This window comes from Flavobacterium sp. GW823-FHT06G12, from assembly GCF_058794775.1.
The window spans coordinates 1,249,766-1,274,887 of sequence record NZ_JBXAHE010000002.1 but is presented as its reverse complement, the minus strand read 5'-3'; the positions used below and the strand labels follow the sequence as shown (position 1 = coordinate 1,274,887).

The 25,122-nt window shown below is 34.3% G+C and carries 13 protein-coding genes; 7 read left to right on the top strand and 6 right to left on the bottom strand.

Annotation, left to right across the window (positions count from 1 at the left end; genetic code table 11):
• Positions 1-43: 43 nt before the first annotated feature.
• The 4 genes from AC1Q5Z_RS12375 to AC1Q5Z_RS12360 form a co-directional block, all read right to left on the bottom strand.
• Positions 44-1,498, bottom strand: a complete 1,455-nt coding sequence (locus tag AC1Q5Z_RS12375; protein ID WP_492445062.1) for a glycoside hydrolase family 30 protein — start codon at positions 1,496-1,498, stop codon at positions 44-46.
• 149 nt (positions 1,499-1,647) lie between these two features.
• Positions 1,648-2,523 (bottom strand): hypothetical protein, encoded by an 876-nt coding sequence (locus tag AC1Q5Z_RS12370; protein WP_492445060.1) that lies wholly within the window; start codon positions 2,521-2,523, stop codon positions 1,648-1,650.
• Between the two features lie 29 nt (positions 2,524-2,552).
• Positions 2,553-4,061, bottom strand: coding sequence for a RagB/SusD family nutrient uptake outer membrane protein (locus tag AC1Q5Z_RS12365; RefSeq protein WP_492445058.1), 1,509 nt, complete (start codon positions 4,059-4,061; stop codon positions 2,553-2,555).
• Positions 4,062-4,075: 14 nt separating this feature from the next.
• Positions 4,076-7,186 (bottom strand): SusC/RagA family TonB-linked outer membrane protein, encoded by a 3,111-nt coding sequence (locus tag AC1Q5Z_RS12360; protein WP_492445056.1) that lies wholly within the window; start codon positions 7,184-7,186, stop codon positions 4,076-4,078.
• Positions 7,187-8,394: 1,208 nt separating this feature from the next.
• On the opposite strand from AC1Q5Z_RS12360, the gene AC1Q5Z_RS12355 reads away from it, so the two are divergent.
• Positions 8,395-11,274 (top strand): triple tyrosine motif-containing protein, encoded by a 2,880-nt coding sequence (locus AC1Q5Z_RS12355; protein WP_198854579.1) that lies wholly within the window; start codon positions 8,395-8,397, stop codon positions 11,272-11,274.
• Between the two features lie 34 nt (positions 11,275-11,308).
• Here the strand turns inward: AC1Q5Z_RS12355 and AC1Q5Z_RS12350 are convergent, their stop codons facing one another.
• Together AC1Q5Z_RS12350 and gldJ are read right to left on the bottom strand one after the other, a co-directional pair.
• Positions 11,309-12,595: a UDP-N-acetylmuramoyl-tripeptide--D-alanyl-D-alanine ligase gene (locus AC1Q5Z_RS12350; RefSeq protein ID WP_492445054.1), complete on the bottom strand. Its 1,287-nt coding sequence runs from the start codon at positions 12,593-12,595 to the stop codon at positions 11,309-11,311.
• A 114-nt stretch (positions 12,596-12,709) separates the two neighbouring features.
• The gene (gene gldJ, locus AC1Q5Z_RS12345; protein ID WP_198854581.1) at positions 12,710-14,395 is read right to left on the bottom strand and encodes a gliding motility lipoprotein GldJ; all 1,686 of its coding nucleotides are present in this window, start codon (positions 14,393-14,395) and stop codon (positions 12,710-12,712) included.
• Between the two features lie 212 nt (positions 14,396-14,607).
• Here gldJ and porU point away from each other — a divergent pair, with 212 nt between their 5' ends.
• The 6 genes from porU to AC1Q5Z_RS12315 all read left to right on the top strand — a co-directional run bounded on the left by porU (position 14,608) and on the right by AC1Q5Z_RS12315 (position 24,997).
• Complete coding sequence (gene porU, locus AC1Q5Z_RS12340) at positions 14,608-18,444, top strand: type IX secretion system sortase PorU (protein WP_492445052.1); 3,837 nt, start codon at positions 14,608-14,610, stop codon at positions 18,442-18,444.
• Positions 18,445-18,485: 41 nt separating this feature from the next.
• The gene (porV, locus tag AC1Q5Z_RS12335; protein WP_198854583.1) at positions 18,486-19,691 is read left to right on the top strand and encodes a type IX secretion system outer membrane channel protein PorV; all 1,206 of its coding nucleotides are present in this window, start codon (positions 18,486-18,488) and stop codon (positions 19,689-19,691) included.
• An 80-nt stretch (positions 19,692-19,771) separates the two neighbouring features.
• On the top strand, positions 19,772-20,254 hold the full coding sequence (gene cdd, locus AC1Q5Z_RS12330) for a cytidine deaminase (RefSeq protein WP_343588756.1): 483 nt from the start codon (positions 19,772-19,774) through the stop codon (positions 20,252-20,254).
• Between the two features lie 159 nt (positions 20,255-20,413).
• A complete protein-coding gene (gene pdhA / locus AC1Q5Z_RS12325) occupies positions 20,414-21,412 on the top strand; it encodes a pyruvate dehydrogenase (acetyl-transferring) E1 component subunit alpha (RefSeq protein WP_144215559.1) in 999 nt (332 codons plus the stop codon).
• Positions 21,413-21,417: 5 nt separating this feature from the next.
• Entirely contained in the window at positions 21,418-23,058 is a 1,641-nt protein-coding gene (locus tag AC1Q5Z_RS12320; RefSeq protein ID WP_492445049.1) for a dihydrolipoamide acetyltransferase family protein, read from the top strand.
• Positions 23,059-23,149: 91 nt separating this feature from the next.
• Positions 23,150-24,997, top strand: coding sequence for a hydrolase/aminopeptidase (locus AC1Q5Z_RS12315; RefSeq protein WP_492445047.1), 1,848 nt, complete (start codon positions 23,150-23,152; stop codon positions 24,995-24,997).
• Positions 24,998-25,122: the final 125 nt, after the last annotated feature.

The following is a 25,122-nucleotide window of genomic DNA, read 5'->3' as shown; positions in this document are numbered from 1 at the left end:
GGATGATTCAAATTAGTCCTCTTCATTACTTTACTGCAAAATATTAATAAACAAGTGTTTGTATAGCATGTGGCGGAATTTTTACTTCTGCCTTTTTATCACCAATAATTAAATTGTATGTAAGATCATTGGCTGATTGGTTCATGACAATAGTTGCCATTGTTCCGTCAGCATTTAAAAAAGATGTGCTTAATAATGCGCTTTTACTTGCAGCTGTGCTTACACGAACTGCATTTAAGCGAATGAACTTTGAAAAGTGTCCAATGTAATAATAAGATGGAGTGTAAATTAATTCTCCAGTTGTTGTATCTGCATGAATTGGTGCGAAACAGAAATTTCCAACATGATTTGGACCTCCATTCTGGTCTAAAAGAATATTCCAGTCTGTCCAAGCCACGGTTCCGTTATTAAAATCATTAATCATGTTAATTCCGTAACGCTCAGCATTACCCCAAAATTGATATTTTGATGCATCAAATTTTTCGATACAACCTTCAGTAAACATCAGTTTTTTGTCTGGATAAGCTTCATTTACTTTCCCTACGTTATCAAACATTGGTGCACCGCCAGACCAAGTTTCGTACCAGTGAAATCCCATTCCCCAAACATATTTTGATGCTTCAGGATCTGAGTAAATTACATTGGCGCGATAATTCATCAAATCACGGTTATGATCCCAAACGATAATTTTTTTATCTCCAAGATTTTCTTTTTTCAAAGTTGGCCCAAGATAATTTTTGATAAAATCTCTCTCAGCTTCAGCTGTATAAATACAAGATTCCCAAGTCTGAACCGCCATTGGTTCATTTTGAGTAGAAGTTCCCCAAATCGGAATGCCTTCTTTTTCGTAAGCTTTAATAAATTTTACATAAAAATTAGCCCAAGTTTGGTAGTATTCAGGAAGTAAAGTTCCTCCTTTTAATACATTCTTATTGCTTTTCATAAAAGCATTTGGTGACCAAGGCGCAACATAAGTTGTCAATTTTCCACCAGCTTTTTGAATGGCTTGTTTGATTAAAGGAATTCGATATTGTCTATCGTGATCAATAGAAAAAGTTTTCAGATCTTTATCTCCTTCTTCGATATAAGAATAGCTTCCACTGCTAAAATCTGAACTTTGAATTGTTGTTCTTAGCAAAGAATAGCCAATACCTTTTTGTTGATCGTAGTAAGCATTTAAAAATTCTGCTTGTTTTTCTTTTGACAGTTTAACAAATATTTCGGCACTAGCATCTGTAATAGCTCCTCCGATTCCCATAAAAGTCTGAAACTTTTTAGAGGGCTGTACAAAAATAGAAGTTTCGGTTTCTAGAGGCTGTTTTGCAGCAGAAAAAGTCAAATTATCTGTAGTAGTTAATCGCAACTTAGAATTTTCTGCGGTAGTATAAACGGTTATTTTTTTACCGTCGGTTGTGAACTCTTTTTTTGTTTTTGGCTGTTGTGCAAAAGCTGCAGCTGAAAACAAAAGGCATATAATTTTTAGACTATTTTTTTTCATTCGCTTCTAATTATTATGTTTTTAAATTGAAGTTTAGAAGAAATCAAAAAACGAGTTCTACCCTTTTGAAGGATTTAAAAAATAGCCCATACTCATAATGATTATGGGCTATTTACAACCAAACTTAAACTTAAACTTAACTTAACTTTTTATTTTCCTCTGAACTCAACTTTTGTGACAGTAATTGGTTCGTTACCCGTAGCATTACTTCCAGATCTGATTAAAAGATATATTGTTCCACTTTCAGAGAATTTAACAACATTAGAAACTGTATCTGTCGCAGCATTTTTCTTGCATCCAATTCCAGATAATTTTCCAGAAAACTTATCTACTCCGCAACCATCCCAAGTACCAATACCCATTACTAAGTTATCTTTATACTCAACACCTGGTTGTGGCTTTGATGTTCCAGCATATACTTCGAAAAAAGTTTCTTTTAAACCGCTAGGGCAAGAAACTGTCATATCGATAGTATATTCTCTATCTTTTACAACCTCGATTGCTTGGTAAATACCTTCTTGAGCCCATCCTCCTGGCGAATAAATTGTAGCACCATTAGCACCGAAAGACCAGAAAGCTGCTCCTGATGGACTTAATTTTGCACTAGTCCATTTAGCTTGATCTTCAGCAGTTGCAAATTTTCCTCCTTGCACTAAGTTTCCTTTCGCAGGATCTGTTTGCGCTACTACAATCTGCTGAGAAGATTTTGCCATTGCAGCTCCAGCTCCAACAGCTGTATGCGTAATTGTGTATGTTCCTGCATCTGGCAAAGAAATCACTTGATTCATTTTTCCTGGACTTGCTCCATCTCCAGTATCCCATAGTGAAGAAATAACTCCCGTAGTCTGTGCAGTTAAAAGATAAGTGTTCATAGCACCTGCAACTGGCGTTATCGTAAACGCAGGATCAATATTTGTAGCTACAAGAGGATTCTCATTAACTTCTTCGCTACAGCTGTTTAGTGTTCCTAATGCTAAAACTAGCATTAGGTATACACTTTTTCTAAAATATATATTTAGGTTCATTTCTTTTTATTTTGGTTAATTAGTAAATACTATTGGTAATTAGGATTTTGTTTCAATTTAGTACCGTTAAGTTCTGTGTACGGAATTGGGAAAATTTCATCTGTTCCAGCATCAAAACCTCTATCAGATAAAGCTGCTGCTGCATCTCCCCATCTTACTAAATCAAAGAATCTATGTCCTTCACCTGCTAATTCCATTCTTCTTTCGTGCTTAATAGCTGCTAACGTTACAGGAACAGGAGTTAATCCGGCTCTTTTTCTAACTGCATCAAGTAAAGCTTGTGCTCTTGGTCCAGATCCTAAAGCTTCTGCTTCCATTAGGTAAGTATCTGCTAGTCTGATTACATAAGAGTTTTGTTTGTAGTTTAACTCTGAGTTACCTCCACCTGTACTAACATCTGACTGTCTTGGAAGATATTTGTTCAAGAAATATCCAGTGTCTTGGTAAGCTGGAATATAATCTGCTTTTCCAGCTGCTTTTAATGCTTTTAAATCAAGAATTGTAGCATCCTTACGTGGATCACCTTGCATTGCATCATAAAGTTTTTGAGTTGCAACGTTAAATGCCCATCCTGCAGGAAGATCTGGAGCATCAGAACCTTTTGGTCTAGAATATCCTCTAGGTCCAACCATAATGTTTAAAGAGTTTCCTTCATCTTTACCAGATCCCCAGAATGTCCAATCAGAGTTTCCTGCACTACTGTGAGATACTTCAATTATTGACTCTGCGTTGAATTTGTTTGATGTAACCCATAAATCGCTAAAGTTCTCTAATAATTCATTACCGTACTGGTTCACTCCTCCAGGAGTACCGTTTACTTCTGCTAAAACAGCTGCTGCTTGAGGTTTTTTACCTTCAAACAAATACACTTTTCCTAAAAGCGCTTGAGCAGCTCCTTTGTTAAATCTTCCAGCCTCAGTTTTTGCATCCACTTTATTTGGTAAAGCAGCAATAGCTTCTGTCAAATCTTTTTCTATTTGAGCATAAATTACCTCTGGAGCAACTTGCTCAGGGTTATAAATTGTTTCTGTAGTTAACGGCTCTAAAACTAATGCAAGGTTTTTGAACAGTCTAACTAAATTGAAATAGTAAAATGCACGTAAAGTTTTAGCTTCAGCTGCAAATCTACTTCTAACTGCATCATTCATTGAAGCAGCTGGCAATTTAGATATCAACATATTTGCTCTAGAAATACCTTGGTAATGATCGCTCCAGTAGCTACCTGGAATAGTAATTGAAGTAAGCGAGTGTGTAGAGAAATTCTGGATTCCCGTTCCGTCTGTAGAACTACCTCCACCAGCATAAAAATCATCAGAACCAGCATTTAGCATTGCTACTAAATTTTCAAAACCGCCTGTGTTTTTTCTCAACGGATCGTAAACACCAATTAAAGCTGCATAGCATTGTTGCTCATTAGAAAAATAGGTACTTGTATCGAATTTTCCTTTTGGATCGATAGTCACAAAATCTTCAGAGCAAGATCCTAGGACAGCCATTGCCACGGCTACATATATATATTTAAATTTTATCGTTTTCATGATTCTTTAATTTATTAAAATTGAACGTTAGCTCCAAACAGAATAGATCTTGCTTGCGGATAAACTCCTTTATCTATACCAAAAACTTGACCTCCAATTTCTGGATCATATCCAGTGTATTTTGTAAAAGTGATTAGGTTTTCTCCTGTTAAGTAAAAACGTAATTTATCTGCTCCAATTTTAGATGATAAACTAGCTGGCATTGTGTAACCAAGAGTTACAACTTTTAAACGTAAATAGTTTCCATTTTCAAGATAAAAATCAGACATGTTAGTGTAATTTTTATTTGGATCATTATTTGTCAATCTTGGATAATCGTTTGAAGTTCCTTCTCCAACCCAACGCTCTAAAACTTTAGTCTGATAGTTTGCATTAAGTATATCTAGCCTTCTTAGACCTTGGAAGATTTTGCTTCCTGCCGCACCTTGAGTAAATGCCATAAAGTCAAAGTTCTTGTAATCTAAGTTTACTGTAAAACCAAAAGTATATTTAGGAATGTTTGTACCTAAGAATTGTTTATCGTCATCAGTAATTTTTCCATCTCCATTAGAATCTACCCAACGGAAATCTCCAGGTCTTGCATTTGGTTGCATTAAAGCTCCATCTGCATTTTTATAAGCGGCAACTTCAGCTTCATTTTGGAAGATTCCAGCTGTTTTGAATCCGTAGAATTCGTTAAATGAGTGTCCAACTTGTGTTCTAGTTACAGGTCCCATAGATTGGAAAGTAGCGTCTCCAACAATGAAATTAGTAGATGAACCTACGTAAGTAATTTCGTTTTTCAAGTAAGCAAAATTCGCATTAACACCTAAATTAAAATCACCAAGTCTTTTCTTGTATCCTAATTCAACCTCAAAACCTTTATTATCCATATCTGCAATATTTGCAGAAGGTGCATCAACTACTCCAACGTATCCAGGAATTACAACATTTCTTAAGATTCCTTTTGTTGTTTTTTTGTAGTAATCTAGTGTAAGAGTAAAATCATTAAATAATTTTGCATCAAGACCTACAGTTGTTTGAGATGTTTCTTCCCAACCTAAATTTGCATTAGGCAAAGTAGAGTTTCCGTATCCTGTAGTAATATCTCCTGTATTTCCAACAGCATAATTGTAACCTCCAACAACCAACGCTCTATATTTAAAATCATCAATGTTATCGTTACCTACAACTCCATAACCTCCACGTAATTTTAATGTATTAACAATATCGTTTTCTTTCCAGAAGCCTTCTTTAGAAAGTACCCATCCTAGAGAGAATGAAGGGAAAACTCCCCATTTTTTGTTTTCACCAAAACGAGTTGATCCATCACGACGAACGATTCCTGTGAAAAGATATTTCTCCATGTAATCGTAGTTAGCACGTAAGAACAATGATGCTAATTTGTGTTCAACTTTATCGCTTGTTCTAGTTGATCTGTCAGACTGAGGAATATCAAAATTCCAAGAAGCATCTTTGTAGCTTGTAATTGGAAGACCAAACATTGTCGTTCCGATAGTAGTTCCTATATTTTCAACATAAGCTCCTTGTCCAGCTAAAACACTAACATTATGATCTCCAAATTTGTTAGCATAAGATAAGGTATTCTCTAGAGTCCAAGAAAGCGCTTTTTCATTGTTTTGATTATAGTTATTTCTATCAGCTTTCATGTTTGGGTTTAAGAAGTTAACCGGAGTAAACATTTCATTTCCCCAATATGCTAACTTACCACCAAGTGTTGTTCTAAATTTTAAATGACTTGTGATGTTAGCCTCTAAATAAGCATTACCAACAAAATCATCTGACCAGTCATATCCTCCTAATCTAGTTTGAGTATATGCTAGAGGGTTTGTCATTTCTTGTTGTACTAAAGACGAGATTCCGTAAGGATTTCCGTTTGCATCTCTTATAGCATTTGGGTTTGTATAGTAACCTGTGTTTGCAACAGCAGGATCAGTAACTACTAATGGAGTAAGCGGATCTAAATTAACTGCTGAACTTAAAGGTCCTCCAAATTCACTATTTACGTTACCAATACCTTTAGTTTTTTGGTGTGTATATCCAAAAGTCTGTCCGAAAGTAAAGTAATCAGAAATTTTGTGTGTTGAATTTAATCTGAAGTTTTTCTTAGTATAGTTAGAAATATCAGTAGCAACAATACCTTCTTGATCTTGAATTCCGAATGAAGCGTAGAAAGTAGATTTTTCACCACCGCCACTAATGCTTAACTCGTGTGTGTATCTGAAAGCAGAGTCATTAAAAATTGCATCTTGCCAGTCTGTACCTTTACCAAAAGAAGCTGGATTTGCATATTTAATACCACCACCATCATTTAAAGATTTTTCATTCATAAGAGTTGCATACTGAGTAGCATTCAACATATTTAATCTTCTAGCTGGAGCAGAGATACCTGCAAAACCATTATAGTTTACAGAAATTTTCCCTGATTTTCCTTTTTTAGTAGTAACTAAGATAACCCCAGTAGCCGCACGAGTACCGTAGATTGCAGCAGAAGCAGCATCTTTAAGTACCTCGATAGATTCAATATCAGATTGATTAATAAAACCAACTGCACCAGCATCTACAGCAATTCCGTCAACTACCCATAAAGGATCATTTCCACCTTCTCTAAAGGTAGTTATACCTCTTACACGAACTTTTGAAGCTGCACCCGGCTGTCCAGAAGTAGCCGCAACAGAAACCCCCGCTACTCTACCTTGCAAAGACTGTTCAACACGTCCGTTTGGCACTTTTTCAAGATCAGCTGCTTTTACACTAGAGATTGCACCAGTTACAACAGATTTCTTTTGAGTACCATATCCAACAACCACAACTTCATTTAAAGTTTGTGATTCTGGTTTCAACTGAATAGTAATTTTTGTTCTACCATTTACTGCTTCTGTTACTGTAGTGTAACCAATAAACGTAATTGTTAATGATCCATTTGAAGGTACCTGCATCTGGAATTTTCCGTCAAAATCTGACGCAGTAGATTTAGTAGTACCTTTTAATAAAATTGTTGCACCTGGAACAGGCATACCAGTTTCATCTTTAATCATTCCATTTACCGTGACATCCTGAGCCACAGCGATAACCGAGAATAATAAAGACGAAATACAAAAAACAAGTAATTTTGTTAATTTCATTTTTCTAAAAATTTTGGTTAATTAATTAGTAATTTGATGCAATACTAAAACTAAATTTTTACTTTTCACATCTTAAATTCACTACAAAAACACATCAAAAACAAAAAAATAATATTATAAAAACACATCAAAAAAATAATAATTATCTGTTTTTCAATAGTTTAATTGAATAAAAAATAATGCTAAAAAAAAGTTAATTTCAAAAAATAACACTACATCATATTATAAGAACAAATAGTTACTTTAAACCATCAAAACTACAACGTGGTAGTAAGGCAAAAAGAAACATAATAAACTAAAATACAGATGATTACATTTAAAAAAAAATGATTTTTTCTAAATTCTAAAAAATAAAGAATATGATATTTTTACCTCACTTTTTTTTCATTTTTAATAATTATTTTTAACTACAGAAAATTCTTATTTTAAAGTATTTTATAGGAAATAATTTACTTTTAAGCTGTTGTTTGAAGCTTAGTCTTAAAAAATAATGAGGTGAAATATTAAAAAAAAGCCGTTTTAACGCAAAAAGAGAACTGAAATCTATTATGAAGAAATTGCGGCTTAATCCCGTCTTCTATTTTTAAAAGCATTTTTTTTTAAACAAAGAAGTATTTCTGCATGCATTTCAGTAGCAACAATAAGGATTGGTTCTCAAACCAAACTTAAAGCATCCTGATTTTACTTAGCCCTTTCAATACTGACTTAAAGAAATTGGAATGAAATACAGCCTCAAAAATTGCTCTATTTTTTCAACTCTTTAAGGTGCGCTGTTATTAAATTTGTAGAAACATCTCTAATCTGCAAATGTGGGAAGTAAAGAGCAGTTAATTCTAAATACAAGAATTTTATAAATTTCATTTTTCTAAAATTTTGGGTTAATTAATTACTAATTCAATACAATGCTAATATTGAACTTTACTAAATTCATATTTAGAATCTTTACAAAAAACACTTCATGCTAAATAGTAGCATATAACAAAAACACTACATTTTTATTTTTAAAACACTCATTTTATGAATATTACATTTTTAAAAAATTTGTTACAAAAATGTTAATTAAAAAAAATGTATATTACATAGGTTTACAATATATAATTACTTTATATTTTTGAAAAAAACAAAAAAATACATTTTATCACAATTGATAAATCAACAACATAAAAGTCAAATAAGCTTACTTATAATAAAAACATATTTAAAATATTATGAAATTTACAATTCGGCCTTTTACGCTAATTTTATTACTATTCTTATATTTAAAAGGTTTTTCACAGGTAAAAAATATTGGAATTCCAGATATAAAAAATTATAAAAGATCTGAATATAAAGGTGGAACTCAAAACTGGAGCATCGATCAGGACAAAAACGGAATTATTTATTTTGCCAACAATAGCGGATTAATTCAATTTGATGGTTCAAACTGGCATAAATACTCTTTGCCAAATAAATCAGAAATTAGAAGTTTAAAAATTGATGCTTTAGGAAGAATATTTGTTGGAGGAAATAACGAATTTGGGTATTTTAAAAATGATGAAAGAGGAATTTTAAAATATCATTCTCTATACAATCTATTAAGTCCAACAGACAAAGAAAACATCAACCTTATATGGAGGATCCATATTTTTAATGGAGAAGTCATTTTTCAGTCTTTTAGCAAAGTGTTTTTTCTAAAAAACGAAAAAGTCACAACACTTACCGCTCCTCATAACTTTCAATTTTCATTCTTAGTAAATAATCGTCTTTATTTTCAAGACAAAACATTAGGCTTACTTGAATACAAAAACAGAAAACTTACAGCAATTAAAGGCACCACTTTTTTTAATGACAAAGAGATATGGTCTCTTTTTCCATTGCCAAATAATAAATTGCTTTACGCTACTTTAGAAAAAGGACTTTTTGTATCTGAAAATGGTGTTATCAAACCATGGGCGACAGAAGCCAATGAATTCATTAAGAAAAATACTTCACTTGGCGGATCTATTATTAAAAACAAATTTATAATACTTAACTCTGTATTAAATGGGGCAATTATTTGCGATTTGAACGGAAAAATAATCCAGCACCTGAATAGACAAAAAGGCATTCAAAACAATACAATTTTAGCTTCTTTTGTTGACAACAAAGGGAATATTTGGCTTGGCCTTGATAATGGTATAACATTTATAAACGAAAATTCGCCTTTCTCATTTTTTGACTACAGTTATAACATAGGAACAGTATACGCTTCAACAACCTACAACGGGAATCTTTATGTTGCAACAAACCAAGGACTGTTTTATCATACATGGGGAGGCTCATTTCAAGATAGTCCATTTACAAGGGTCGAAGGAACTATCTCTCAAGTTTGGAATATTCAAGTCTTAAATAATGTATTAATATGTGCAAGTAATAGCGGGGCGCTGATAATTGAAAACAATAGAGTTTCAAAAATTTTAGACAATAAAGGATACTTCGGATTCAAAAAAATTCCTGATCACGAAAACTATATTATTGGCGAAAGTTATAACGGATTTTCAGTCTTTAAACGATCTGCAACTGGTTACGATTATTTACATCAAGTAAAAGGATTTGATGAAACGACCAACAATTTTTCTGTAGAAATAGATGCCAATTATTTATGGCTAAAGAAAAATCCGTTCTTGTACCAGGTAAAATTATCTGAGGATTTGGAACGATTCGATTTTATAAAAAAACATGTTAACATATCTGAGAAGTATAAGGGAATAAACAGTTTACAGAACATCAACGGTAAAGTTTATTTTCAAGCAAAAAATCATTTTTTCAGATATTCCGTAGAACAAGAAGCATTTTTTGAAGATAAAAAAATGACAAATCTATTTAACGGAATCCCAACTATTAACACTGTAATTGAAGATTCATCTGGAAATCTCTGGTATGCATTTAATGAATCAATTGGTGTATTAATTAAAAACAAAAACGGAACTTTCACTAAGAAACAAGCTATTTTTTCAAACTTAACTGGAAATTTGGTAAACAATTATATTTCTATAAATGCGATAGATCCTCAGAACATTTTTATTGGATTAACAGACCGTTTGGCGCACTATAACTCTACAATTCCAAACACTTTTATGACAAAACCAAAAGCTTTTATTGAAAGCTTTTCGAATCCAGGAGATACTATTTTAACGGGCAATTTGACCCGAAAACTAGAATCATATAGCATACCTTATAAATATAATCGTGTCAAATTTACTTTTGCGTCTCCAACTTACGAAAACCAGGAAAACGTAATGTATTCTTATAAGTTAGAGCCTTTTGAAGAAAACTGGCGAGGCTGGTCGCCTACAGCAATAAAAGAATATACCAATTTAAGAGAAGGCAATTATGTAATGAAATTAAAAGCCAGAAATAGTTACGGCATAGAATCTAACATTACTGAAGTAGAATTTACTGTATCGCCGCCGTGGTACAGACACTTTTTGGCTTATTTGTTCTACCTAGTACTCATTTTACTTGGTGCATATTTAATTTCGGTTAGAATTAAACTTAAGATTAGAAAAAACAGGTATTATGAAACTATAGAACAAAGAAGACTGTATCTTGAAAAGGAATCTAAAATCAGACATGAGCAACATGATTTGGAAAAAGAAATTGAAAAGCTGAAAAATGATAAGCTCCAAATTAAAATCTTAGCCAAAGACAAAGAACTGGTTAACAATTCCTTACAAGTTGTAAAAAAGAATAAAGTTCTAAACGGAATCATTCATAAACTAAAAGATATTGATACTGGAATCTTAGATGAAACCACTAAAGCTGAATTTAGCAAACTGCATAAAAGCATCGTAAAAGAAGTAAATACCGACAAGAGTTGGAAAGACTTAGAAAAACACATTAAAAACGTTCATTTTGAGTTTTTGAAACGATTAAAAGGGCAATACCCAACTATTTCTCCACGAGAATTAGATTTATCTACTTATTTATTAATGAATATGTCTACCAAAGAAATAGCTGAAATTATGAATATTTCAACAGGCGGAGTGGAATTAGCCCGTTATCGTTTAAGAAAAAAATTAGGGTTAAACAAAAAAGAAAACCTAATCGGATTTTTAATGAGCATTTAAAAAAAAAGCCATTCAGTATTTGAATGGCTTTTTTTTATTGAATATAATCTAAAGTTCGCTCTAAGGCCATACCTCGAGAACCTTTTATTAGTATCATATTAGAACCAAATTTGAATGTTTTCAAAAACGCTGCGAAAGCATCGAATGTTTCGAAAAACTGAATATTTTGATTCGAAATCTTATTAGCAAAAAATGCTTTCCCTATTAAAAAAGATAGAGCGTGATTTTGATCTGCTAAAGAGTCAACTATAACTTTATGTTCATGAAGACTTTCATCACCTAATTCGAACATATCTCCAAGAATCATAATTTTATTTTTCTTGTCTAATTGAAGGAAATTCGTAATCGCGACAGCCATACTGCTTGGATTAGCATTATAAGCATCTAGAATGATCTCATTCGAACCTTTTTGCATCATTTGAGATCTATTGTTCGCCGGAATATAATTCTCAATAGCGCTCTTGATATCGCTTTCTTTTACATCAAAATATTTACCTATTGCTGTGGCCGCATTTATATTATTAGCATTATAAAGACCAATTAAGTGAGACTCAATTGTGAAATCATTGTAGTCAATAGCAACAAAAGGATTTGCTGTAATGTTTTGAATATTTAAATCAGCATTTTCTTTTTTTACTCCAAAAGTAAACGCCTTTATACCTTTTGATTTCTCAATCTGAATTGGATCTTCCAGATTTACAAAAACAGTTTTTTGATTTGCTGCAAGATACTGATACATTTCGCTCTTGCCAGCAATTACACCTTCAACTCCGCCAAAACCTTCCAAATGTGCTTTTCCGAAATTAGTAATATACCCAAAATCAGGCTGTGCAATTTGGCAAAGAAATTCGATTTCTTTTTGGTGATTAGCCCCCATTTCAACAATTCCGATTTCTGTCTCTTTCGTAAAAGAAAGTAACGTTAATGGCACTCCAATATGATTGTTTAAATTGCCAATTGTAGCTTTTGTTCTAAACTTTTTCGACAATACAACATTGATCAATTCCTTTGTTGTAGTTTTCCCGTTGCTACCTGTTAACGCAACAATTGGAAGCGCTAAATAAGTACGATGAAATTTGGCCAATTCCTGAAGCGTTTCTAGACTGTTTTTTACCAAAATCGTTCTGTCATCAACAAAGTAAGATTCGTTATCAATAACAACAAATAAAGCACCTAAATCTAAGGCTTCTTTAGCAAATGTATTAGCGTCAAAATTCTCTCCTTTGATAGCAAAAAACATAGAATTCTTTTCAATTTTTCTTGTATCAATAGACAGCGAACTGCATTGTAAAAATAAGTTATGAATGTCCTGAATATTCATTTATAATTTTTTTAATATGTCATAAAAGTAGAAAAAAACAACAAAAAAATTCCAAATTCCAGACTGAAAATTCAGCTTGGAATTTGGAATTTTTGATATTATAATTCCTAAATCTTAGTTTCTAGGAGATTTTCTTTTTTCAGCTTTAGAACCTACTCTAGACATTGCACATCTGAAACCAATGTAATCAGTTGCCATATCTTGTGGGAAGTATCTTCTTTGAGCTGGATCTAACCAGTAAGCTCTATCTCTCCAAGAACCTCCTTTGTAAACTCTTACTTTATCATCGATTAAAGTAGTACGCTTACTAGAGTTATCATATTTTCTGATCATTTTTCCTAAACTATCTGTTGTTACATTATGTTTAGGAGAGTTGTACATTGCCTGTTCTGCTTTTGAACCAGACTCTGAATCACCAAAATCAAAATATCTAGAAGATTGTTTATCACCATCTCTGTAATTGATATTGTTGCTTGTGCTAAAGTTTTGTCTTAAATAAGTCTCTTGTTCGTCAACTGGTACTTGAGCAATTTCTCCTGGAAGGTTTCTTGCAACAACTTTACCATTACTTAAAGTATCATATTTAATGTTAGCAGTTGAAACGATTTCAAGTTTACCGTCTTTACCAATTTTGTTTTTAGCATATTGGTTACCTCTGAAGTAGTTGAAATCATTTGCTTCGTTATCGATAATAGGTCTGTAAACGTCAGCCACCCATTCTGCAACGTTTCCAGCCATATCATAAAGACCGAAATCGTTTGGAGCATAACTTTTAACTTCATTTGTAATATCAGCTCCGTCATCTGACCAACCTGCAATTCCACCGTAGTCACCGTTTCCTTGTTTAAAGTTAGCCAATTGGTCACCTTTATTTTTACGTTTGTTAGAACGTGTATAATCTCCAGACCAAGGATATTTCTTTTGTCCTTTGTAAATGTTGTATTCTCTTTGTCCAACATCAGCAGCAGCTGCATACTCCCATTCTGCTTCAGTAGGAAGTCTGTATTCTGGCAAAATAATACCAGAAGAACGCTGAGCATAAACGTTTTTCTCTTCAGGAACTACACCATCTTTACCAGCTCTAGGTTTTCTTCCATTAGGGTTTTTCTTTAACACTAATTCTTCATTTCCACCATAAGTAGTAGATGGAGAAGCCATGTAAGCTTCAGTATTAAATAAACTTTCAGCACTTACATCATTTGTTTTAGCACCTTTTTTAAGATATCCATTTTTTTCTAAAACAGCCTCGTTAACACGGTCTGTTCTCCATTTACTAAATTCAACTGCTTGAATCCAGTTAACACCAACTACAGGATAGTTAGCATAAGATGGGTGTCTTAAATAGTTGTTAGTCATCGTTTCGTTGTATCCTAAACGATTTCTCCAAACTAATGTATCAGGAGACGCTCCTTCGTAAATGTTTTTGTAATTTTCTTCTGTTGGCGGGAAAACTTTCTTTAACCACTCTAGGTATTCTAAGTACATACCGTTTGTAACTTCGGTTTCATCCATATAGAATGATTGAACGTGTTGTTGAGTTGGCGTGTTATTCCAATCATGCATAACATCATCCTGTACTTTACCCATAGTAAACGTACCTCCTTCAACAAAAACCAAACCAGGACCAGCCTGTTGTTTTTTACCTGCATTTCTGGCAGCAGTTCCATTCTGACTATCTACATCCCAGCCTGTAGCTCTAGAAGCATGGCTCGAACTCGATTTTTTGCTACAACTAGCCGTGCCCAACATCAATACCATTGACATCATTAACTGCAAGACTACAATTTTGTTTACTTTCATACTCATTCTTAGGTGATAAATTTAGGTGCTGCAATATAATAATTAACATTTAATTGGCAACATCTGTTCTCATAATTTTATTTCGCTGTTTTTTCCAGAAAATAACCTTTAGTTACGAACGCAAAAATATACTTTTTATTATTTACTGTAACATGAAATACTATATTTTTACTTACTAATTATTTTTTAATTAAATTTCGGTTTTTAAACTCATGAAACAAGTAATACTTATCTCTCTTTTTCTCCTCCCAATTCTCTCATTTTCCCAGATAAATGGGGCTATAACGATAGATTGGCAGAATAAAAAAGAGGTAAATTATGGCGAAAATAAAATCGTAATTCCTTACTTCTCCGGAAGCAGTTTTCGCTTTGACACTACAAAAAAAAGCATAATGCTACTCCAAAACTTAAACCAATCTAACGTTTCAGGCAACAGTTCTTTGCAGATTAACAATGTCATTTATGAGTCGGTTTCCAGAGCAGATTTAGGAGATTTAACACTTGAAAATATCCCTGAAAAACCAAATGAATCTGTAATAGTTACGAATGCAAGAGACATAAAATATTCTTTCCTTTCTTTATCTCCTATAATTAAGGAAGGAAATAGCTACAAACGAATTAAATCCTTTTCTTATTTCATTAGCAATGCAACTGGGCGAACTGCATCTACATCTTCATTTCAAAAATCGGCAGCAATTTCAAATTCTGTTTTGGCTTCTGGCGATTGGTATCGTTTTTACATTCAGAAATCAGGCGTTTACAAAATAGATCGTTCTTTTTTACAAAGCTTAGGATTTGACGCCTCCAAAGCTAACCCAAGAAGAATCAAAATTTACGGAAATGGAGGAAGAATGCTTCCTCTTCCCAACGACACATATTATCCTAACGATTTAACAGAAAATGCGATACAAGTAATAGGAGAAAATGACGGTGTTTTTAACAACGAAGATTACATTCTTTTTTATGCAGAAGGAACCGACACTTGGAGTTCTGAAAACCAGACTAACCTAAATTTATACGACACCAAATCTTACTATTACATTACGGTTTCTGGAGACGACGGAAAAAGAATCCAAAACCTTAATCAGCCAATAGGAAATAGCACTTTAGAACTAAACACGTTTGATGACTATCAATACCATGAAATAGATCAAACCAATATTGTTCACCTTGGTCGCCAATGGCTCGGCGAGTCTTTTGACATTAATCAGGAACAAGAATTCTCGTTTAATTTTCCAAACTTAGACACTTCAATACCAGTAAAAATAGAAGCAAGCACTGCATCTGCATCTTTAACCACGACTTCTTTTGCAATAGCAGCAAACGGACAGAATATCGGAAATATAAATTTCACACCCTTAATTGCAGGTTCCGACACGAAATATATAACAGGAAAACTACCAGCAAATACAGTATTTACTGGGACAGATAATATTAAAATAAAACTCACCTATAATAATAATGGTGTTCCGGGATCAAAAGGCTACTTAGATTATATTAATATCACGGCAAAACGAAAACTTTTAGGAGTAGGCAAACAATTTCTTTTTCAGTATAACTCTGCTGGCTCGACAGCCGGAATTGTTAATTATACAATTGGAAATGCATCTGGAATAGCTCAAATATGGGATGTTACAGACCTATATAATGTATCAAAAATAGAAAATGCCAACCAAGCCTCTTTTAGTTTTAAAGCCAATTTAGGAGAAGTTAGAAAATACATTGCAATAGATCCTTCCGATTATTACAGTCCGTTAAAAGAAAATCAACCGAAAATTGCCAACCAAAATTTAAAAGGAACGGTTTTCAGAAATAATCAAAGCTCTTTTCAGGATATCGATTATGTTATTATAACTCCAAAATTTTTAGCTTCACAAGCCGAAAGATTAGCGAGTTTTCATAGAACTAATTCTAATTTAAATGTAAAAGTTATCACATTAGAAAACATCTATCAGGAATTTTCTTCTGGCAAACAAGACATAGCTGCTATTAGAAACTTCATTCGATATATTTATGACAATGCTTCTTCGTCAGAAAAAAGGATTCGTTATGTAAATTTATTTGGAGACGCTTCGTTTGACTACAAAGATCGCATTTCGAACAACACTAATATTGTACCTATATATCAATCCCTAATAAGCAACACAGTCGGCGAAGCTTCTTTTGCTTCTGATGATTTTTATGGATTGATGGATCCTAATGAGGGAGTTATTATTCCGTCTCTTGCAGGGATTGATATAGCCATAGGAAGAATGCTAGTTTCTGACAATGCTCAAGCACAGGAAATGGTCAACAAAGTATTTGAATATTACGACACAAAATCATACGGAAATTGGCGAAATAATGTTGTTCTAATTAGCGACGACTCGGACAAACCTGGCGATCAAACTTTACAAGCAAACCAAAATGCACTTGCAGATCAAATTGCAACTGAAAAACCTTTTTTTAATATCGACAAAATATTTTTAGATGCATATACGCAAGAAGCTTCTGCTGGCGGATCTCGATATCCTAAAGCAAGAACAGACTTTTTTAATGCTTTTGAAAAAGGGGCTTTAATATTTAATTATTTAGGGCACGGTGGCGAAGACGGGTTGGCTAGCGAGAGAATCTGGGAAAAATCGGACGGGCAAAACCTGACCAACCAATACAAATATCCTCTATTTATTACCATTACTTGCGAATTTTCCCGTTTTGATGATCCGACCAGACCAACTGCTGGTGAATATGTTTTCTGGAATCCAAAAGGAGGCGCTATTTCCATGCTGACAACAATTCGTGAAATCGGACAGGCTAATGCCGAAGAATTCAATAAAACGCTTAGCAAAAACCTTCTTTCTTATGGCTCTAACCAATATAACTCCATTGCTGAATCTTTAAGAATATCTAAAAACGAAAATCCAAGTTCTTCTAGTAATGTTGTTTTTTACTTAGGTGATCCTGCATTAATGCTCGCTATTCCAAAACCGCGAATTAATTTAACGAAAGTAAATGATATTGTGATTTCGCAAGCAATTCCTGACTTAAAATCATTGTCAAAAATTAAAATTTCAGGAGAAATTACAGACGAAAACAACACACTTTTAAGCAATTACAATGGCGAATTAGCAACTGCTATTTTTGATAAATTAATTACAAATACTACTTTAAACAATGACGGCTATAGTCCTCCAATGCAATTCAAAACTTTAGGAGAAACCATTTTTAGAGGGAATGCCTCTGTAACCAACGGACAATTTGAATTTAGCTTTGTAGTTCCTAGAGACATTAGAATTCCTGTTGACAATGGAAGAATTAGCTTTTATTCAAAGAAAAATGAGGCATTAGAAAACCAAACAGGATACAACAATACGATCAAAATTGGAGGAATTAACGAAAATGCACCCCAAGACAATATAAGTCCAAAAGTGAAGTTATATATGAACGATGAAACTTTTGTATCTGGCGGAATTACAAATGAATCGCCTTTTCTTTTAGCCTTCTTAGAAGATGAAAACGGAATCAATACAGCAAGCGGAATCGGACATGATATTGTTGCTATTTTAGATGGAGATGTTAGTAATCCTTATATTTTGAATGATTATTACCAAACAAAATTAGACGATTACACCAACGGAAACCTACGTTTCCCACTCCGAAATTTAGCCCCTGGTTTACATACAATAAGTTTTACCGCTTGGGATGTTTATAACAATCCTGTGACGAGTGAAATTCAGTTTACAGTTGTAGGAGACGATTCCTTAACTTTATCACACGTTCTTAATTACCCAAATCCTTTTTCTACTTATACGCAATTTTGGTTTTCACATAACAGACCGTATGAACCATTGGAAGTACAAGTGCAGGTAATGACCATTACAGGAAAAGTGGTTTGGACAAAAAACCAAACTGTTACAACAGAAGGATTTTTATCAAGAGAAATAACATGGGACGGAAGAGATGATTTTGGCGACAGAATCGGAAAAGGAGTGTATATTTACAAACTGACTGTAAAATCCAATTTAACAAATAAAAAAGCAGAAAAATACGAAAAGCTTGTCATCCTATAATATTATATATATTTGCACCACCAAAAACATAAGTCCCATAAATGAAAAAACTATCACTTCTATTAATTTGTATTTTTAGCATTTACAATTCAAGGGCTCAGGAATCAAGACCAATTGTTACTGGAGTACCTTTTTTACTAGTCGCTGCTGATGCTAGAGCAGCAGGTTTGGCAGACCAAGGTGTCGCTACTTCTGCCGACGTTTTCTCTCAACAATGGAACCCTGCCAAGTATGCATTTTCAGAAGATGCACAAGGCCTTTCTATTAGCTACACTCCTTATTTAACAGATCTTGCCAATGACATCTCATTAGGTCAGATTACGTATTACAACAAAATCAACGAAAAGAGTGCTTTTGCAGGAAGTTTCCGTTATTTCGGTTTTGGAGACATCGAATTAAGAACTACAGGAGATCCAACTGAGCCTACAAGAACAGTTTCTCCAAACGAATTTGCCTTAGACGGTTCGTATTCTCTTAAATTAAGTGAGAAATTCTCGATGGCAGTTGCTGGACGTTTTATTAGTTCAAACTTAAAAGTTGCTTCAGAAGAAGTTGATGCTACATCTGCAAGATCTTTTGCTGTCGATGTTGCTGCTTTTTATCAATCGGAAGAAATCGCTTACCAAGATTTCAATGGTAGATGGAGAGCTGGTGTTAACTTCCAGAACATGGGGCCAAAAATTAGTTACGACAATGATGATATTAGCACAAACTTCTTACCTGCTAATTTAAGATTAGGGGGAGGGTTTGATTTTATCTTTGACGACTACAATAAACTTACACTAAGCGCCGAACTTACTAAACTTTTAGTTCCAACTCCTCCAGGCATGCAAGCTGCTATCGATGGAAATGGCGATGGAGATTTTGACGATCCTGAAGACATTACACAGCAAGAAGCTACAGACGCTGCTTACAGAAACTACAATAAAATTGGCTGGTTTGAAGGAATGTTTAAATCTTTTGGAGATGCGCCAGGAGGTTTTAGTGAAGAACTAAAGGAAATCACGTATAGCCTTGGAGCCGAATATGTTTATCAAGATGCTTTTGCTTTCCGTTTAGGTTACTACCACGAAAGCCCAGAAAAAGGTGCTAAACAATTTTTCTCTTTAGGAGCAGGATTTAAATACAACATTATGAAAATTGATGTTTCGTACTTATTCTCAGCATCAAAAATAAAAAACCCTTTAGAAAATACACTTCGTTTCTCTTTAACGTTTAACTTTGGCGACAAATACGACACTTATTAAAGAGAAAAGATCAAAATAAAAACAACTTAATCCAAATTCCAGCATTTTAGGAATTTGGATTTTTTTTCCCTTAAAAACAAATGAAAGAGATCAATATAACAACTTCGTTTACAATATTTGATAATTTAAATGAACTTCCAACCGAAATTCAAGATTTAATGAATCAAGCGGTTGAAATCAGAAAAAAAGCTTATGCTCCCTATTCTAAGTTCAGAGTTGGCGCTGCTTTACTTTTAGATAACGGAAAAATTATTCTAGGTTCTAATCAAGAAAATGCCGCATACCCTTCTGGACTTTGCGCAGAAAGAACTGCAATTTTTTATGCTGGAAGCGCTTACCCAGAAGCAAAAATCTTAAAAATGGTAATTACAGCAGCTTCAGACAGCAATCAAACCACTGCCCCTATTCCACCATGTGGATCATGCCGACAATCAATAGCAGAATACGAGATAAAACAAGACACACCTATTGAAATCTATTTTATGGGTGAAATTGGTGAAATTTATAAATCATCATCCCTCAAAAATTTACTTCCATTGATGTTTGATAAAAAGTTCTTGTAAAAAAAAGCCAAAAAGTATCGTTTTAATTTTAGTTCTTAAATGTAATGTCTTATTTTTGCATCCCGACCTTTCGGGCGCAAATTTGTGGGAGGAAACTATTTTGCGTTACAGGCACAATAATCGATAACACAAACAACTTTAGCAAAAGAAAGAATTCAGATGAAAGAAGTTACAAAAGAGGTATATTTAAAGTGGTATGAAGACATGCTACTTTGGAGAAAGTTTGAAGACAAACTTGCAGCATTATACATTCAACAAAAAGTTAGAGGTTTTCTACACCTATATAATGGTCAAGAAGCTGTATTAGCTGGCGCACTGCACGCTATGGATTTGACCAAAGATAAAATGATTACTGCTTACAGAAACCACGTTCAGCCAATTGGTATGGGAGTTGATCCTAGAAACGTAATGGCAGAACTTTTAGGAAAAGCAACAGGAACTTCTAAAGGTATGGGAGGCTCTATGCACATTTTCTCTAAAGAACACGGTTTTTACGGTGGACACGGAATCGTAGGTGCTCAAATTCCTGTAGGAGCTGGTATTGCTTTTGCAGACAAATATTTCAACACTGGCGGTGTTACCATGACTTACTTTGGCGATGGTGCTGCTAGACAAGGTTCTCTTCATGAAGCTTTCAACATGGCTATGTTATGGAAACTTCCAGTTGTATTTATCGTTGAAAACAACGGTTACGCAATGGGAACTTCTGTAGAAAGAACTGCAAACCACACTGACATCTGGAAATTAGGTTTAGGTTACGAAATGCCTTGTGGACCTGTTGACGGAATGAACCCAGTAAAAGTTGCTGAAGCTATGCACGAAGCTATCGAAAGAGCGCGTCGCGGAGACGGACCAACTTTCCTTGAAATGAAAACGTACCGTTACAGAGGACACTCTATGTCTGATGCACAATTATACCGTTCTAAAGAAGAAGTTGAAGAGTACAAAAAAATCGACCCAATTACTCAGGTTTTAGACGTAATCTTGGATCAAAAATATGCTACTCAAGAAGAAATTGATGTAATTGACCAAAAAGTTAAAGACTTAGTTGAAGAGTGTGCGAAATTCGCTGAAGAATCTCCATACCCAGACTTACAACAATTATACGATGTAGTATACGCACAAGAAGACTATCCATTTACACCTCATAAATTATAAGAATTATGGCAATTAAAGTAACTATGCCTCGTTTGAGCGATACAATGACGGAAGGAACGGTAGCAACTTGGCTTAAAAAAGTAGGCGACAAAGTTAGCGAAGGAGATATCCTTGCTGAAATTGAAACAGACAAAGCAACAATGGAGTTCGAATCTTTTAACGAAGGAACTCTTTTACATATCGGAATTCAAGCGGGAGAAACTGCTCCTGTTGATTCATTATTAGCAATCATTGGTAAAGAAGGAGAAGATATTTCTGCTCTTTTAGCTGGCGGTGATGCTCCTGCTGCCGAAGCTCCAAAAGCGGATGCTCCTGCTGCTGAAGCAAAAACTGAAACTGCTGCTCCTGCAAAAGCGGCAGCTGAATTGCCTAAAGGAGTTGTTGTTGTAACAATGCCTCGTTTGAGCGATACCATGACTGAAGGTACAGTCGCTAGCTGGTTGAAAAAAGTTGGTGATGCTGTTGCTGAAGGCGATATCTTAGCAGAAATTGAAACAGACAAAGCTACTATGGAGTTTGAGTCTTTCAATGCTGGAACATTATTATACATCGGAATTCAAGAAGGAAATACTGCGCCTGTTGACAGCTTATTAGCTATCATTGGACCTGCAGGAACTGACATCTCTGGAATTGCTGAAAATTATACTGCCGGAGGCGCTGCCACTGCAAGTGCTCCTGCTGCTGAAGAAAAAACTGCACCTGCTGCTGAAAAAGCACCAGAAGCCGTTGCTGAAACTTCAAACGGAGGAAGAATTTTAGCTTCACCTTTAGCTAAAAAAATCGCTTCTGATAAAGGAATTCAATTAAGTCAAGTTAAAGGATCTGGAGAAAACGGACGTATCGTAAAAAGCGATATCGAAAACTTTACTCCATCTGCTCAAGCACAAACTTCTGCTGCGGCACCAGCTGCTAAACAAGAAGCATCTGCTCCTGCTGCACCAAAAGTATTCGTTCCTGCTGGAGAAGTTTACACAGAAGAGATCAAAAACTCTCAAATGCGTAAAATCATTGCAAAACGTCTTTCTGAATCTTTATTCACTGCACCTCACTACAACTTAGTGATCGAAGTAAGTATGGACGAAGCAATGCAAGCTAGAGCTACTATCAATAGCGTTCCAGATACAAAAGTATCTTTCAACGATATGGTAATCAAAGCTTGTGCTTTAGCATTGAAAAAACACCCAAAAATCAACTCTACTTGGAAAGAAGATGCTATCATCATCAACCACCACGTAAACATTGGTGTTGCTGTAGCTGTTGAAGACGGATTAGTAGTTCCTGTATTGAAATTTACAGATGCTATGAGTTTATCTCAAATTGGCGGTTCAGTAAGAGATCTTGCTGGAAGAGCTAAAAACAAAAAATTGGGACCACAAGAAATGGAAGGAAGTACTTTTACAGTATCTAACCTTGGTATGTTTGGTATTACTGAATTCAATTCAATTATCAACCAGCCAAACTCTGCAATCCTTTCTGTAGGTGCAATTGTTGAGAAACCAGTAGTTAAAAACGGTCAAATCGTAGTTGGAAACACAATGATGTTATCATTAGCTTGTGACCACAGAACTATTGACGGTGCAACTGGAGCTCAGTTCTTACAAACATTAAAACAATACATCGAAAGCCCAGTTACAATGTTGGCATAATCATTGTTAATTTTATAATTAAATCCCGTTTTGTTTATTCAAAACGGGATTTTTTGTTTAATTTTCATCCTCAAATTCAAAACCTCACAAAATGAAGAAACTAATTCTTGTCGCTTTATTTCTGACAGCAATTGCTTGCCAGAAAAAAGAGCAAACAGAAAAAACAGCTGCCGTTACAGACGAACACAGTTACTCTAAACCAGAACTTGCTGTAGCAAAACATCTTGACCTTGATATTAAAGTTGATTTTGACACTCAGACTATTTCAGGAAAAGCATCTTGGACAATTGACAACATCAGTAAAGGAAACGAAATTATTTTCGACGAAAACACTTTAAATATTACAAAAGTAACTTTAGGAGATGATGAAAAAGAAACCAAATTTGAGCTTGGAAAAGACACTGAATTTCATGGTAAACCACTTCATATCACAATTGAACCAAATACAACCAAAGTAAACATCTATTACAACACAACAAAAGATGCTGTTGCACTACAATGGTTAAAACCAGAACAAACAGCCGACAAAAAGAAACCATTTTTATTCTCTCAAGGAGAAAGCATTTGGTCTCGTACTTGGATTCCTTGTCAAGATTCTCCTGGAATTCGTTTTACTTACAATGCAAAAGTTACAGTTCCTAAAGATTTATTGGCGGTTATGAGTGCTGTAAATCCACAGAAGAAAAATGACACTGGAGTTTACACTTTTAAACAAGACAAAGCAATTCCGTCTTATTTAATGGCAATTGCCGTTGGAGATATCGAATTCCAAGCAATCAACAACAGAACTGGAGTTTATGCAGAACCATCTGTTCTAAAAAGCGCTGCTTATGAATTTGCCGAACTTGGAAAAATGGTAAATGCTGCAGAAAAATTATATGGACCTTACAGATGGGGACGCTACGATGTTTTGGTTTTGCCTCCAAGTTTCCCTTATGGAGGAATGGAGAATCCAAACCTGACTTTCTTAACTCCGGGAGTAATTGCTGGAGATCGTTCGCTTACGAGTTTGCTTGCACACGAATTAGGGCACAGTTGGAGTGGAAACTTGGTTACAAATGCTACATGGGATGATATTTGGTTAAACGAAGGATTTACTACTTACGTTGAGCACAGAATTGGAGAAGCAATTTTTGGCAAAAAAGAATTTGATATGCAAAACGTTATCACCAATAAAGAATTGGTTGATAATGTTGCTGAATACGGAGACACAAATCCAGACACAAGATTAAAAGTTAGTTTGACAGGAAGAAATCCTGACGACGGAATCAGCATGATTCCTTATGTAAAAGGATATGCTTTTTTAAGAGTTATTGAAAATGCCGTTGGACGCGATAAATTTGATCCGTTTATCAAGAATTATTTCGATTCTCATGCTTTCCAATCAATTACAACAGAAGATTTCGTTAAATATCTAAATGAAAATTTAATTAAAGGAGACAAAACTTTGGCTGACAAAATCAAATTAGACGATTGGATTTACAAACCAGGAATTCCTTCAAATATTGTTCCTGTAAGTTCAGCTGACTTTGATGCTATCGATGCTATCCAAAAAAGCTGGAGAGAAACTGGCGTTGCAGGTTTGAGTAAAAAAATCACAACTACTGCAGAAAAACAGCATTTTATTGACCATCTTCCTGCTGATATCACTGTAAAGGAAATGGAAGCAATTGATAAAGAATTCAACTTTACTAAGGGCGGTAATTTCATTATTAAACGCCAATGGTTTGTTCAAGCAATTCGTCATCAATACAAAGCTGCCGACCCTGCAATTGAACAATTTTTAATTGGAAGCAGCAGAACTGGCTCTATCATGATGCTTTATAAAGAAATGGCTAAAACTCCAGAAGGAAAAGTTTGGGCTAAGCAAGTATTTGATAAAGCTAAATCTGGTTATCACGCGACGACAATTCAAGATGCTGCAAGTGTTTTGAAATAGTTTTTTCAAGATTATAACTCTAAAAAGAGGCTGTTCTTAAAGAACAGCCTCTTTTTTTTACGCCTTATTTGTCATTTCGACGAAGGAGAAAATCTTCACAAGAAGCTCGACAAAGATTGGATTCT